Source organism: Pseudomonas sp. MWU13-3659, from assembly GCF_023757525.1.
GTDB lineage: Bacteria > Pseudomonadota > Gammaproteobacteria > Pseudomonadales > Pseudomonadaceae > Aquipseudomonas > Aquipseudomonas entomophila_E.
In genome coordinates, this window is sequence record NZ_JAMSHW010000004.1 from 59,925 (window position 1) to 74,117 (window position 14,193).

10 protein-coding genes are annotated in these 14,193 nt (G+C 65.7%); 6 read left to right on the forward strand and 4 right to left on the reverse strand.

Features of this window, described 5'->3' with window-relative positions:
• Positions 1–42: 42 nt before the first annotated feature.
• Entirely contained in the window at positions 43–2,190 is a 2,148-nt protein-coding gene (locus tag NGM28_RS07250) for a methyl-accepting chemotaxis protein (RefSeq protein WP_252089432.1), read from the reverse strand.
• Between the two features lie 262 nt (positions 2,191–2,452).
• Between NGM28_RS07250 and NGM28_RS07255 the strand changes: the two genes are divergently transcribed.
• On the forward strand, positions 2,453–3,772 hold the full coding sequence (locus NGM28_RS07255) for a Na+/H+ antiporter family protein (protein WP_240063110.1): 1,320 nt from the start codon (positions 2,453–2,455) through the stop codon (positions 3,770–3,772).
• Between the two features lie 9 nt (positions 3,773–3,781).
• On the opposite strand, the gene NGM28_RS07260 is transcribed toward NGM28_RS07255, so the two are convergent.
• From NGM28_RS07260 to NGM28_RS07270, 3 genes are all read right to left on the reverse strand, one after another.
• Complete coding sequence (locus NGM28_RS07260) at positions 3,782–4,789, reverse strand: FecR family protein (RefSeq protein ID WP_252089434.1); 1,008 nt, start codon at positions 4,787–4,789, stop codon at positions 3,782–3,784.
• A gap of 153 nt (positions 4,790–4,942) precedes the next feature.
• On the reverse strand, positions 4,943–6,712 hold the full coding sequence (locus NGM28_RS07265) for an acyl-CoA dehydrogenase C-terminal domain-containing protein (RefSeq protein ID WP_252089436.1): 1,770 nt from the start codon (positions 6,710–6,712) through the stop codon (positions 4,943–4,945).
• Positions 6,713–6,851: 139 nt separating this feature from the next.
• On the reverse strand, positions 6,852–8,474 hold the full coding sequence (locus NGM28_RS07270; RefSeq protein ID WP_240063107.1) for an acyl-CoA synthetase: 1,623 nt from the start codon (positions 8,472–8,474) through the stop codon (positions 6,852–6,854).
• A gap of 191 nt (positions 8,475–8,665) precedes the next feature.
• Here NGM28_RS07270 and NGM28_RS07275 point away from each other — a divergent pair, with 191 nt between their 5' ends.
• The 5 genes from NGM28_RS07275 to NGM28_RS07295 all read left to right on the forward strand — a co-directional run bounded on the left by NGM28_RS07275 (position 8,666) and on the right by NGM28_RS07295 (position 14,149).
• A complete protein-coding gene (locus NGM28_RS07275) occupies positions 8,666–10,063 on the forward strand; it encodes a sensor histidine kinase (RefSeq protein WP_240063106.1) in 1,398 nt (465 codons plus the stop codon).
• An 11-nt stretch (positions 10,064–10,074) separates the two neighbouring features.
• The gene (locus tag NGM28_RS07280) at positions 10,075–10,716 is read left to right on the forward strand and encodes a response regulator transcription factor (protein ID WP_353620516.1); all 642 of its coding nucleotides are present in this window, start codon (positions 10,075–10,077) and stop codon (positions 10,714–10,716) included.
• Positions 10,717–10,919: 203 nt separating this feature from the next.
• Positions 10,920–11,393 carry a MarR family winged helix-turn-helix transcriptional regulator gene (locus NGM28_RS07285; protein ID WP_252089439.1) on the forward strand — a complete coding sequence of 158 codons (474 nt, stop codon included), beginning with the start codon at positions 10,920–10,922 and terminating at the stop codon, positions 11,391–11,393.
• A gap of 30 nt (positions 11,394–11,423) precedes the next feature.
• Positions 11,424–12,617, forward strand: coding sequence for an HlyD family secretion protein (locus NGM28_RS07290; protein ID WP_252089440.1), 1,194 nt, complete (start codon positions 11,424–11,426; stop codon positions 12,615–12,617).
• Positions 12,614–14,149, forward strand: coding sequence for a DHA2 family efflux MFS transporter permease subunit (locus NGM28_RS07295; RefSeq protein ID WP_240063102.1), 1,536 nt, complete (start codon positions 12,614–12,616; stop codon positions 14,147–14,149). The genes NGM28_RS07290 and NGM28_RS07295 overlap by 4 nt, the downstream gene beginning before the upstream one ends.
• Positions 14,150–14,193: the final 44 nt, after the last annotated feature.

Genomic DNA, 14,193 nt, shown 5'->3' on the forward strand with positions numbered 1-14,193 from the left:
GCAAGGCTGGCTCCTACGGGGGAGCCAGCCTACCAGGAGAGGTCAGACGCGGAACTGGTCCATCAAGCCTTGCTGCTGGTTGGCCAGACTGTTGAGCGACTGGCTGACCCGCGCCGATTCGTTGGCCTGACCCGACAGCGATTCGGTGACGTCGCGGATGGTGGCGACGTTGCTGTTGATTTCCTCGGCCACCGCGCTTTGCTCTTCCGCGGCACTGGCGATCTGCAGGTTCATGTCGGTGATCACCGTCACGGCCTGGCCGATGCGTTGCAGCGCGGTGACGGCCTGGCCGACCTGTTCGACACCGCCCTGGGCCTGGCGATGGCTGCTGTCCATGGCGACTACCACCACTTGGGTGCCGGCCTGCAGGGCTTCGATCACCTGGCGGGTTTCCTCCACCGATTCCTGGGTGCGGCGCGCCAGGTTGCGCACTTCGTCGGCGACCACCGCGAAGCCACGGCCGGCTTCACCGGCGCGAGCGGCCTCGATGGCGGCGTTGAGCGCCAGCAGGTTGGTCTGTTCGGCGATCGAGCGGATCACCTCCAGCACCGAACCGATCTTCTCGCTGTTCTGCGCCAACCCTTCGACCTGAGCCATGGCGCTGCTCATGTCGGCGGCCAGGGTGTCGATGCTGGTGGTGGTGCGGTCGATCACCGCCAGGCCTTCGCGGGTGGCCTGGTCGGCCTCACGCGCAGCCTGGGCGGCCTGGGCCGCGCTGCGGGCGACGTCCTGGGCGGTGGCGCTCATTTCATGGGAGGCGGTGGCCACCTGGTCGACCTGGCGGTACTGCTGTTCCATGCCGGCGCTGGTCTCGGCGGCGATGGCCGCCGACTGATCGGCGGTGCCGCGGGCGGCCTGTACCGAGCGTTTTACTTCGGCGATGGTTGGTTGCAGCTTGTCGAGGAAACGGTTGAACCAACCCGCCAGCTCGCCCAGTTCGTCCTGCTTGGCGTACTGCAGGCGGCGGGTCAGGTCGCCTTCGCCGCTGGCGATGTCCTTGAGCATGGTCGCCACGCCGAGGATCGGCCGGGTCACGCCACGGGCCATCAGCCACACCAGCAGCAGGCCGGCGATGGCGGCGGCCAGGCCCAGGCCCAGCTCCAGCAGGGTGCCACTGGTGTTGAGGGCGTCGAGTTCCACCTTGAGGGTTTCGGCCGGGCCGGTGAGGGCGCTTTCCGGGACGTCGAGCAGCACGCCCCAGGGTTTGCCGCCGGGGATCGGCTCGAACGCGGCCAGTACTTTCAGGCGTTGCTGGTCGTGGAGGATCTGCAGCTTGCCTTCACCGAGCTTGCGTACCATCTCGGCGCCCTGGGCGCGGTCGACCTGGTCGAAGCGCTGGGCCAGCTTGGTGGCGTCGGCGCTGTAGCCGGCCAGCAAACCGACCGGGCTGAGGATGCCGACCGTGGTGCGGCCTTCGTACAGGCTGCGGCTGGCCGTCTGGCTGAGGGCCTGCAGGCTGTTGAGGTTGATATCGATGGACAGCGTGGCGATCACCTTGCCGTTGGCCTTGAGCGGGAAGACGATGCTGGTCATCAGTACGCGCTGGCCGTCGATGTCATAGAAGTACGGCTCCACCACGCACACCTGGCCACTGCTGCGCGGGCACACCCACCAGGTGTTGGCCGGCTGGCCGCTGGGGCCGATCTCGGTGTTGGCCATGTCGTGCTCGGGCAGGGCCATCGAGGTCAACTGGCCGGCGCGGGGTTGCGACCAGTACAGGGCGAAACGCCCGGTTTCGTTGCTGCCCAGCTCGCCCTGGCCGGCGAACAGCTTGTCCTTGCCGTCCAGCGCGCCCGGCTCGAACACCAGCGACAGCCCCAGCAGGTCGGGGTTGGCCTGCAGGGCTGCGCGCACCTGGGCGGTCATGTCCTGGCGCAGGTCGTAGGCGTCGAGGAAGCGCTTTTCCGCCTGCTCGCGCAGGAACAGCACCTGGCGGGCGAAGCCGGCGCCGTACTGGTAGGCGTCCATGAACTGGCGGCGAATGTTCAGGGCCTGCACCTCGCCCTGGGATTCGATACGCGACTGGGCCGCCTCGGTGAGCATCTTCATGCTGCTGGCCTTGACCAGGTCCGAGCTGTGGTCCATGCGGTACAGCGAAAGGCCGACCAGCAGGGTGACGATAGCCGCCAGGCACAAGCCTGCCAGCAGGGTGATCTTCCATTGAATCGAGAGTTGTCGCAGCGAAGGCATTGGGGCAATTCCGTTCTAATAGGTTTGATGCTGCCGACTGTGTCGGCGGTCGCCGGTTTTTCTTTATTCAAACGTTCAATTTAAAGCTTCGACGTTCGTCTATAGCAAGCGAAGGGCCGCGAGGCAGACGCTTTTGACATCTGGCGGCCTGTGCTTCAGAGTGTGCGCCCTTCATAACAACATCCCATGGTCCGGCCAGCGCCTGTGTGCGGTCTGTCGCCGGAACGCTCGCTTTTTGTCTGTCGTAACGAGGTTTGCACACATGAATGCAGTGATTGCCGCGGTCGGGCTGATGCTGGTACTGAGCCTGTCCCGCGTGCATGTGGTCATCGCGCTGATCATCGGCGCCCTGGCTGGGGGCCTGGTCGGTGGGTTGGGTATCGAGGGTACGCTCAAGGCCTTCAACGGCGGCCTGGGCGGCGGCGCCACGGTGGCGCTGTCGTATGCCTTGCTTGGCGCGTTCGCCGTGGCCATTGCCAAGTCCGGGCTGGCCCATGCCCTGGCCGACCGGGCCCTGGCCATGATCGACCGGCAGGGCCATGCCGAAGGCGGCAAGGTGAAGTGGCTGTTGATCGGTTTGATGCTGGTGGTGGCGGTGTCGTCGCAGAACATCCTGCCGATCCATATCGCCTTCATCCCCTTGCTGGTGCCACCGCTGCTGTATGTGCTGACGCGCCTGCGCATCGATCGCCGGCTGATCGCCTGCGTGATGACCTTCGGCTTGATCACCCCGTACATGTTCCTGCCGGTGGGCTTTGGCAACATCTTCCTCAACGAGATCCTGCTGGCCAACGTCAGCCGCGCCGGTGTGGATGTCTCGGGGGTGAATGTCACCCATGCCATGGCCATTCCGGCCGCAGGCATGCTGGCCGGGTTGTTGCTGGCGGTGTTCTTCAGCTACCGCAAGAAGCGTGACTACGACCTGGCGCGCATCGAGCAGGTGGAGCAGGTCAGCGTGCAGTACAACCCGCTGACCCTGCTGGTAGCGGGTGTCGCCATTGCCTCGGCGTTCATCATCCAGCTGTGGCTGGACTCGATGATCATCGGTGCCATGGTCGGTTTCCTGATCTTCTCGCTGTCGGGCATCGTGCGTTGGCGGGAGACCGACGACCTGTTCACCGAAGGCATGAAGATGATGGCCATGATCGGCTTCATCATGATCGCCGCCTCCGGCTTCGCCGAGGTAATGAAAGCCACCGGCGAAGTGAAGACCCTGGTGGAGGCCTCCGCTCAGTGGATCGATCACAGCAAGGGTATCGGCGCGCTGCTGATGCTGCTGGTGGGGTTGCTGGTAACCATGGGCATCGGCTCGTCGTTCTCGACGGTACCGATCCTGGCGGCGATCTTCGTGCCGCTGTGCGTGCAGCTGGGCTTCGATCCGGTCGCCACGGTGTGCATCGTCGGTACGGCGGGTGCCCTGGGGGATGCCGGTTCGCCGGCGTCGGACTCGACCCTCGGGCCGACCTCCGGCCTGAACGTGGACGGCCAGCACCACCATATCTGGGATACCGTGGTGCCGACCTTCATTCACTACAATCTGCCATTGCTGGCTTTTGGCTGGCTGGCAGCGATGACGCTTTGATAGACGGCCTCAGCCGCGGCTGGGGACCGGCACGATGCGGTTGAGGACGGTGCTGCCGTCCTTGCTGCGGGTGAGGTAGATCGGCAGCACCTTGGGCAGGGAGTCGACCAGGCGTGCGACTTCGGCGGTGCTGTAGATACCGCTGATGCGAATGCCAGCAGTGCTGTCGTCGGCCAGCAGCAGCGGCTTGTCGAGGTAGCGGTTGATCAGAGGCAGCGCCTGGGCAAGGCTCAGGTTGTCCAGCACCAGCTTGCCGTTGCGCCAGGCCAGGTTGTTGCCGTAGTCGTCGCTCTGGGCCAGCTGGGGCTCGAAGTCGCCCTTGTCGTAGCTGGCCTGCATGCCCGGGCCAAGCCGGTAGCCACCGGAATTGCCGACACTGCTGACCAGCACCGAACCCTCCACCAGGGTCACCTTGACCTGATCCGCGTACTTCCACACGTTGAATTGAGTACCGGTCACCCGGGTCTGGCCGTTGCCGGCACGGACGATGAACGGGTGGTTGCTGTCGTGCGCGACCTTGAAGAACGCCTCGCCCTTGACCAGGGTGACACGGCGCTCATCCTTGAAGTTCAGGTAGCGCAGTTCGCTGTGCAGGTTCAGCTCGACGCTGCTGCCGTCGCTCAGGCGCACCTGTTGCAACTGGTCGGTGGTTGCGAAGTGCTGGTAGCTGTTGGGTAGCCAGCCTTGCTCCCAGCCGACCCAGCCGGCCAGGGGCAGGGCGAGCAGGGCAATCGCCGCCGCGCAAGCGAAAGGGCGCCAATGGCGCGCTGGCGCCTGCCGTGATGTCGAGGGCTTGAGCTCGACGACCGTGGCCGTGCGCGGCAGCAGGTCGGCGGTCTGCCAGATCTCCAGCATCGCCTGATATTCCTCGGCATGCCGTGGGTCAGCGGCCAGCCACTGGCTGAACGCCTGGCGCTCGGCCGCCGTGCAGTCGTCGGCGTGCAGGCGCATGCACCAGTGCGCGGCGGCATCGGTGATGGCATCGTCTTCGCTGGGAATGAGGCGGTCCTGGTTCATTGCGGCTCCCGGTTTTGCGGCATTCTACCTCCGGGCGTGCCTGTCGAGAACGTGTTAATGGCGAATGACTATCAATTGTAGGAAAAATCGTCGTATATGAGGATGGGTCGTATCTGTGCCAGGGCGGGCCCGGCACAGATACGACCCTGTTTATCAGAACTGCTCCGCCGCCATCACGTAGAGGCTGCCCGCACCGGCACGGATTGTCGCTTCCAGTGTCAGGCCCCTCGGTAGCACACGCTGGAAGAAGAACGCCGCACTGGCGAGCTTGGCATCATGGAATATCGGGTCCTCGGCGTGACGCGCCGTGGCCACATGGGCCATGCGCGCCCACATGTAGGCGTAGGCGGTCAGCCCGAACAGGTGCAGGTACTCCACCGCCGAGGCACTGACCAGGTTGCTGTCCTTGCCTGCCTGCGCCTGCAGCCAGGCGCTGGTCCGCTCCAGGCGTACCAGGGCCTCCTGCAGCGCCTCACGGTGCAGCACGGCGTCGACGCAGAAGGCGCGGATCTCGGCGGCCAGGCTGGCCAGTGCCTGGCCGCCGTCGGCCAGGACCTTGCGCCCGAGCAAGTCGAGGGCCTGGATGCCGTTGGTGCCTTCGTAGATCTGTGCAATGCGCACATCGCGAACGCGTTGCTCCTGGCCCCATTCGCGAATGTAGCCATGCCCACCGAGCACCTGCTGGCCAAGCACGCAGCTTTCCAGGCCGTTGTCAGTGAAGAACGCCTTGGCCACGGGCGTCAGCAGGGCGACCTGGCGCTGGGCGTGTTCGCGCTCGGCCGGGTCCTCGGCATAACGGGCGATGTCCAGTTGCTGGCCGACATAGACCGAGAAGGCACGGCCGCCCTCGGTCATGACCCGCATGGTCAGCAGCATGCGCCGCACATCGCCGTGGACGATGATCGGGTCGGCGACCCGCTGCGGCGCCTGTGCGCCACCGGCAGCGCGGCTCTGCAGGCGTTCGTTGGCATAGCGCGCGGCGCTCTGGTAGGAGGCCTCGGCGCAGCCGATGCCCTGGATGCCGATGGACAGGCGTTCGTAGTTCATCATGGTGAACATCGCTGCCAGGCCTTTGTTCGGTTCACCCACCAGATAGCCTTCGGCCTGGTCGAAGTTCATCACGCAGGTCGCCGAGGCCTTGATGCCCATCTTGTGCTCGATCGAGCCGCAATGCGCAGCGTTGCGCGCGCCCAGGCTGCCGTCCTGATCGAGCAGGAATTTCGGCACGAGGAACAGCGAGATCCCCTTGGGGCCGGCCGGGGCGTCGGGCAGACGGGCCAGGACCAGGTGGATGATGTTCTCGGTGAGGTCCTGCTCGCCGCCGGTAATGAAGATCTTGCTGCCGCTGACACGGTAGCTGCCATCGGCGTGGGGCTCGGCGCGGGTGCGGATCAGGCCCAGGTCGGTGCCGGCGTGGGGTTCGGTCAGGCACATGGTGCCGGCCCAGCGGCCCTCGTACAGCGGGGCGAGGTAGATGGCCTTGAGCGCTTCGCTGGCATGGGCGTCGATGGCCAGGCAACTGCCGGCGCTGAGTGCCGAGTACAGGCTGAAACTGCTGTCGGCGGCGTACATCATCTCTTCGAACAGCACCCCGAGCATCTTCGGCATGCCCATGCCGCCGTGCTTGGGGTTGCCGCCCAGGCCCACCCAGCCGCCTTCGCGGTAGGTGCGCCAGGCGTCGCGGAAACCGTCGGGGGTGTGGACCTGACCGTTTTCGAACTGCACGCCTTGTTCATCACCGACCCGGCTGAGCGGAGCGATCAGTTGGCTGGTGAGTTTGGCGGCTTCCTCGAGGATGGCGTCGGCTGTGTCGGCGTCGACCCGTTCGGCAAGGGTGGGCAGGCGGGCCCAGAGGGCAGGGCCGTGGAACACGTCCTTGAGGACGAAGCGCATGTCGCGCAAGGGGGCGGTGTAGTCGGTCATCTGAGGCCTTTGTCTGGTGAATGGCGTTTTCTGTGTGCTTGTAGGAACGGCTTCAGCCGCGATGCGGGCATCACGGTGCCTGGCACCCGCTTTGCGGGTGATCGCGGCTGAAGCCGCTCCTACAGGACAGTCAGGGTGATTACAGCGCCTTGGCCCGATCGCGCAGCACGTACTTCTGGATCTTGCCGGTGCTGGTCTTGGGCAACTCGCCGAACACCACGGTCTTGGGCACCTTGAAGCCGGCCAGGTGCTCGCGGCACCAGGCGACGATCTCGGCTTCGCGAGTGGCGCCATGGCCAGTCTTGAGGGTCACGAAGGCGCAGGGTGTCTCCCCCCATTTCTCGTCTGGGCGGGCGACCACGGCGGCCTCGAGCACGGCGGGGTGCTTGTACAGGGCGTCCTCCACCTCGATGGTGGAGATGTTCTCGCCACCGGAGATGATGATGTCCTTGAGCCGGTCCTTGATCTCGACATAGCCGTCGGGATGCCGCACGGCCAGGTCGCCGGTGTGGAACCAGCCGCCACGGAAAGCCTCGGCGGTGGCCTCGGGGTTCTTCAGGTAGCCTTTCATCACGGTGTTGCCGCGCATGAAGATCTCGCCCAGGGTCTCGCCATCCTGCGGCACCGGTTCGAGGGTCCGCGGGTCGGCCACCATCAGGCCGTCCAGGGTGGGGTAGCGCACACCTTGGCGCGATTTGATCGCCGCCCGAGCCTCCAGTGTCAGATCGTCCCACTCGGCATGCCAGGCGCACACCGTCACCGGGCCGTAGACTTCGGTCAACCCGTAGGTGTGGGTGATGCGGATGCCCATCGCTTCCACGGCGCCGATCACCTTGGCCGGCGGCGCGGCGCCAGCGACCATGGCGTGCACCGGGTGGTCGATGGCCGCCTTGGCGCTGTCGGGCATGTTGACCAGGGCGTTGAGCACGATGGGCGCGCCGCACAGGTGGCTGACCTGGTGCTCGCGGATCAGGGTGAGGATCTTCTGCGGGTCGACCCGGCGCAGGAACACATGGGTGCCGGCCAGGGCGGTGATGGTCCAGGGGTAGCACCAGCCGTTGCAGTGGAACATCGGCAGGGTCCACAGGTACACCGGGTGCTGGCCCATGGACCAGGTCATCTGGTTGCCCAGGGCGTTGAGGTAGGCGCCGCGGTGGTGGTAGACCACGCCCTTGGGGTTGCCGGTGGTGCCGGAGGTGTAATTGAGCGAGATCGCCTGCCATTCGTCATCGGGCCATGCCCAGGCGAACTCAGGGTCGCCCTCGGCGAGCAGCGCTTCGTAGTCCAGCTCGCTGATGGGCTGGCCTTCGCCGTACTCCGGATCGTCCACGTCGATCACCAGCGGTGGGTATTCGAGCAGCGCCAGGGCTTCGCGGATCACGCCGTGGAACTCACGGTCGCCGATCAGCACCTTGGCCTCGCCATGGCGCAGCATGAAGGCGATGGCCTCGGCGTCCAGGCGCACATTGAGGGTGTTGAGCACCGCGCCGATCATGGGTATGCCGAAGTGCGCCTCGAGCATGGCCGGAATGTTCGGCAGCATCACCGCCACCGTGTCGCCGTGGCCGATGCCTCGGCCCTGGAGGGCGCTGGCCAGGCGTCGGCAGCGGGCGTAGGTCTCGCGCCAGTCGCGGCGGATGGCGCCGTGGATCACGGCGGGGTAGTGGCCGTAGACCGAGGCGGTGCGCTCGATGAAGCTCAAAGGCGTGAGGGCTACATGATTGACGGGCGCAGGCATCAGGCCCTGGGAGAAGATCGACATGCGGTGGTCCTGTGAAGGAGGCGAGCGCATCCTGTGCGCCTGGCCCCCGGTGGCTGATTGTTAGCTCTGATCAGGGTGTGGGAGGGCGATGCCTCCCTGTCGCTTTTTTACGCGAGCCGTTATCGTATATGGAAGATCGACTATAGCAATATGGTAAAACTACTATAAAAGAGCCGCTGCCCGTGAATGCCATGCCTACTTCCTTGCTTGCCAAGGACCCCCAGCCCGGTGTGCTGCTGGCCCCCGATGCCCGCCCGTTGCAGTTGAACCTCGCCATGCAGGCGCTGATTGGCGGCAATGCCGAAGTCGGGCGCTGGTTGCCCTCCAACCATGCGGCCTTGGTGCGCGCCTGCCTGCGCCAGGGGCGGGCGATCAGCGAGGTCGAGGCCGAGGTGGGTGAGCGCATACTGCTCTGGACCTTCATTCCCGACGACCAGGGCCAGCACGTAATGGCCCGTTGTCGTGACGCGAGCGATGAGCGCCGAGCCGTCCGCGACGCCAGCAGGGCCCGGCGGCTCTACCGCTTGATTACCGAAAACACCACGGACCTGATTTCCCGGCACAGCCCCGATGGGCGCTTTCTCGACGCCACGCCGGCCGCATTCCGCCTGCTGGGGGTATGGCCGGAGCAATTGCGCGGCAGCGCCGTGCGTCCCTTCCTGCACCCGCGCGAGCGGCGCCAGGTGCTGTTGCAGGCCGCCGCCGCCCTGGACGAGGATGGCTACCACACCCTGACCTGCCGAGTGCGTCACGCCGATGGCCACTACCGCTGGTTCGAGATTGCCAGCCGCGCGATCCGCGAGACCTACACCGGCGCAGTAGTGGAGATCGTCGCGGTGTCTCGCGATATCACCCTGCGTATCGAGGCCCAGGAAAGCCTGGCCCACAGCGCTCGGGTCGCGACATTGGGCGAACTGGCCTCGGGCATCGCCCACGAAATCAACCAGCCCTTGGCGGCGATCCTCAATTACACCAATGCGAGCCTGCGTTACCTGCACATGCTCGACCATGACCCGCACGCCCGTGAGCGAGTCGGTCAGGGCCTGCAGCGCATCAGCGCGCAGGCCACCCATGCCGCCGAGGTGATCCGCCGGCTGCGCGCGTTCCTGCGCAAGGGGCCACGGCAGTTGCAAGCCCTCGATGTCGCCGAGGTGGCCAGCGAAGCGCAACGCCTGTGCGCCTGGGAGGCCGCAGGGGCACAGGTCCGTATCGAGCAGCGGTTGAGCGGGGTGCTGCCAACCGTATACGCCGACCGTGTATTGCTGGAGCAGGTGCTGCTCAACGTGTTGCGCAACGCCATCGACGCCAACCGAGAGCAGCACCCCGGGCAGTCGTCACGTATCCTGCTCAGCGCCTCGCGCCACGACGATGGGGTACTGGTGGAGGTGGCTGACCAAGGGCCCGGCGTCGCGCCCGAGCGACTGGACGAGATCTTCACCCCGTTCACTACCAGCAAGGCCGACGGCCTGGGCCTGGGGTTGAGCATGAGCCGCAGCATCGTCGAGGGCTTTGGCGGCAGCCTCTGGGCGCGGGTGGGCGAGGCGGGCGGGTTGGTACTCTGCTGCCGCCTGGTGGTGAATCGCGGATGAGGAGGGAGGCAGTGGTGCAAGCGAAGGTGTATGTGGTGGACGACGACCCGGGCATGCTCGATTCGACGGTATGGCTGCTCGAGTCGGTGGGGTTGCGGGCATTGCCGTTCACCAGTGGCCAGGCGTTTCTGGATGCCTGCGTGGACGAGGGGCCGGCGTGCGTGCTGCTGGATGTGCGCATGCCGGGGTTGGGTGGCCTGGCCGTGCAGCAGGCGCTGCGCGAGCGGGGGCTTCAGATCCCGCTGATCTTCGTCAGTGGCCACGCCGACGTGCCGATCGTGGTGCGGGCGTTCAAGGCCGGCGCCATCGACTTCATCGAGAAGCCCTACAACGACCAGTTGCTGCTCGACAGCGTGCAGGCTGCGCTCAGCCGCGCCGACGTGGTCCGGGCGGGCAGTGGCGAAGTGGCGCAGGTACAGACACGGATCGACAGTCTGACCCCACGTGAGCGTGATGTGTTCATTCCACTGGTGCAGGGGCTGGGCAATCGTGAGATTGCCGAGCGCCTGGGGGTGAGTGTGAAGACCATCGACTTGTACCGGGGGCGGGTGATGAAGCGCATGCAGGCCGCGAGCCTGCCCGAGCTGGTCGGGATGGCGATCGCTTGTGGCCAGGTCGAAGCGTTGGGGTTGCGGACGCAATCCGGACTGTAGGAGCGGCTTCAGCCGCGATGCAAGCGACACGGTCTTTCGCACCCGCTTCGCGGGTGATCGCGGCTAAAAGCCGCTCCTACAGAGGCCGCGTCAAACCGCGGGTTTTGTTTCATTCATGAATTTTTTGTTAGCCAGCTAATCAAGGCTTTGACATTCACTGCCTAAGCAGTAATATTTTAATACAATTGCCCGAGCAGACCCCGATGTCCCATTTCACCCCGGAAAATTTCCAGACCTGCACCATCGGCATGCTGCTTGGTCGTGCGGCGATGCTGAAGGATCGCATCCTCGACTGGCACCTCGAAGCCGATGGTGTCACGGCAGCGCAGTTCAAGGTGCTGATCATCGTCACCCAGTACCAGGTCGATACCCCCGCGGAACTGTGCCGCTACCTGGGCCTGGACAGCGGCTCGATGACCCGCATGCTCGACCGCCTCGAGCAGAAGGGCCTGCTCCTGCGCCATCGCTGCGCGGACGACCGTCGCCAGGTGCGCCTGGCCCTGACCGCCGACGGCCAGCGCCTGGCAGACCGCCTGCCGCTGGTGGGCGCGGCGGCGATGAACGAGCTGGTCGGGGTGCTGCAGCCTGAAGAACTCAAGACCCTCGAAGGCTTGCTGGCCAAGGTGCTGATCAGTGCCGGCGACCCCCTGACGATCCGCCGCTTCGGCGATCGTTGATCCCTGTCACGCATTCTCCAAGGTACCGCCATGGCCACTCCCGCAGACACCTCCACACCCGCCGACGCGCCCGGCAACACGCGCAAGCGCAAGGCCTGGCTACTCGCCCTGTTGCTGTTGCTGATTATTGCCGGTGCCGGCACCTGGGCCTGGTACAGCCTGGTCGGGCGCTGGCACGAAAGCACCGATGACGCCTACGTGAATGGCAACGTGGTGGAAATCACCCCGCTGATCACCGGCACCGTCACCAGCATCGGTGCCGATGACGGCGACCTGGTGCACGTCGGCCAGGTGCTGCTGCAGTTCGACCCGGCAGACAGCGAGGTTGTCCTGCAGGCTGCCGAGGCCAAGCTGGCGCGCACCGTGCGCCAGGTGCGCGGGCTGTACAGCAACGTCGATTCGCTCAAGGCCCAGCTGGAAACCCGCCAGGCCGAACTGCAGAAGGCCCAGCAGAACTACAACCGACGCAAGGTGCTGGCCGACAGCGGCGCCATCGCCCAGGAAGAAATCGCCCATTCCCGCGACGACCTGGCCGTGGCCCAGGCTGCCGTCAATGGTGCGCGGCAGCAGCTCAACACCAGCACCGCGCTGGTCGACGACACCGTGGTGTCCTCGCACCCGGAAGTGATGGCCGCCGCCGCCGACCTGCGCCAGGCCTACCTCGACCATGCCCGCACCACCCTGGTGGCGCCGGTCACCGGCTACGTGGCCAAGCGCACCGTGCAACTGGGCCAGCGCCTGCAACCGGGCACCGCGACCATGGCGGTGATCCCGCTGGACGAGGTATGGATCGACGCCAACTTCAAGGAAACCCAGCTGCGCGACATGCGCATCGGCCAACCGGTGGAAGTCACTGCCGACCTGTACGGCAGCGAAGTGAAGTACAACGGCACCGTCGACAGCCTGGGGGCCGGCACCGGCAGCGCCTTCGCCCTGCTGCCGGCGCAGAACGCCACCGGCAACTGGATCAAGATCGTCCAGCGTGTGCCGGTGCGTATCCACCTGAACCCTGACCAGTTGAAAGACCACCCCCTGCGCATCGGCCTGTCGACCATCGCCGAAGTCGATCTGCACGACCAGAGCGGCCCGGCCCTGGCCCAGCAGCCACCCCAACAGGCCAGCTACACCACCCAGGTGTATGACCGCCAACTGGTCGAGGCCGACAACCTGATCGCCCGGCTGATCCACGAGAACAGCGCCACCGGCAAGACGGCCCAGCGATGAGCCAGGCGGCCCCTGCGCAGTTCACCCCGCCGAGCCTGCTGCTGACCACCATCGGCCTGTCGCTGGCGACCTTCATGCAGGTGCTCGACACCACCATCGCCAACGTCGCCTTGCCGACCATCTCCGGCAATCTGGGGGTCAGCTACGAGCAGGGCACCTGGGTGATCACCTCGTTCGCGGTGAGCAACGCCATCGCCTTGCCGCTGACCGGCTGGCTGAGCCGGCGCTTCGGCGAGGTGAAACTGTTCATCTGGGCCACGTTGCTGTTCGTGTTGGCCTCGTTCCTCTGCGGCGTTGCCCAGTCGATGCCCGAGCTGGTCGGTTTCCGGGTGCTGCAGGGGGTGGTGGCCGGACCTTTGTACCCGATGACGCAAACCCTGCTCATCGCCGTGTACCCGCCGGCGAAACGAGGCATGGCCCTGGCGTTGCTGGCGATGGTTACGGTGGTGGCGCCGATCGCCGGGCCGATCCTGGGCGGCTGGATCACCGACAGCTACAGTTGGCCGTGGATCTTTTTCATCAACATTCCTATCGGCCTGTTCGCCGCCGCCGTGGTGCGCCAGCAGATGCGAGCGCGGCCGGTGGTCACCAGCCGCCAGCCGATGGACTACATCGGCCTGTTGACCCTGATCGTCGGTGTCGGCGCATTGCAGGTGGTGCTGGACAAGGGCAATGACCTGGACTGGTTCGAGTCGTCGTTCATCGTCGTCGGCACGTTGATCTCGGTGGTGTTCCTGGCGATCTTCATCATCTGGGAACTCACCGACCGCCATCCGGTGGTCAACCTGCGCTTGTTCGTGCACCGCAATTTCCGTATCGGCACGCTGGTGCTGGTGGGCGGTTATGCCGGGTTCTTCGGTATCAACCTGATCCTGCCCCAGTGGCTGCAGACGCAGATGGGCTACACGGCGACCTGGGCGGGCCTGGCGGTGGCGCCGATCGGCTTGTTGCCGGTGCTGATGTCGCCCTTCGTCGGCAAGTATGCACACCGCTTCGACCTGCGCGTGCTGGCCGGCATCGCGTTCCTCGCCATCGGTGCCAGCTGCTACATGCGCGCCGGTTTCACCAGCGAGGTGGACTTCACCCATATCGCCCTGGTGCAGTTGTTCATGGGCATTGGTGTGGCGCTGTTCTTCATGCCGACCCTGAGCATCCTGCTGTCCGACCTGCCGCCGCACCAGATCGCCGATGGTTCGGGGCTGGCCACTTTCCTGCGCACGCTGGGCGGCAGCTTCGCCGCATCGTTGACCACCTGGATCTGGATTCGCCGCGCCGACCAGCACCATGCCTACCTGAGCGAGCACATCAGCACCTTCGACCCGGCCACCCGGCATTCCCTGGAGCAGTTGGGCGGGGCCAGCCCGCAAAGCTATGCGAAGCTGGAGCAGGTCCTCAACAGCCAGGCCTACATGATGTCGACGGTGGATTATTTCACCTTGCTGACTTGGGTGTTCGCTGGGTTGATCCTGTTGGTGTGGCTGGCCAAGCCGCCTTTCACCGCCAAGGCCGGGCCCGCGTCGGCAGGGCACTGACATAAAAAGCTGTAGGAGCCAGTTGCTGGCGAACCAGGCCACAC

Coding starts and splice junctions, on each gene's coding strand:
- NGM28_RS07250 (WP_252089432.1), bottom strand. CDS start 2,190: ATGCCTTCGCTGCGACAACTCTCGATTCAATGGAAGATCACCCTGCTG.
- NGM28_RS07255 (WP_240063110.1), top strand. CDS start 2,453: ATGAATGCAGTGATTGCCGCGGTCGGGCTGATGCTGGTACTGAGCCTG.
- NGM28_RS07260 (WP_252089434.1), bottom strand. CDS start 4,789: ATGAACCAGGACCGCCTCATTCCCAGCGAAGACGATGCCATCACCGAT.
- NGM28_RS07265 (WP_252089436.1), bottom strand. CDS start 6,712: ATGACCGACTACACCGCCCCCTTGCGCGACATGCGCTTCGTCCTCAAG.
- NGM28_RS07270 (WP_240063107.1), bottom strand. CDS start 8,474: ATGTCGATCTTCTCCCAGGGCCTGATGCCTGCGCCCGTCAATCATGTA.
- NGM28_RS07275 (WP_240063106.1), top strand. CDS start 8,666: ATGCCTACTTCCTTGCTTGCCAAGGACCCCCAGCCCGGTGTGCTGCTG.
- NGM28_RS07285 (WP_252089439.1), top strand. CDS start 10,920: ATGTCCCATTTCACCCCGGAAAATTTCCAGACCTGCACCATCGGCATG.
- NGM28_RS07290 (WP_252089440.1), top strand. CDS start 11,424: ATGGCCACTCCCGCAGACACCTCCACACCCGCCGACGCGCCCGGCAAC.
- NGM28_RS07295 (WP_240063102.1), top strand. CDS start 12,614: ATGAGCCAGGCGGCCCCTGCGCAGTTCACCCCGCCGAGCCTGCTGCTG.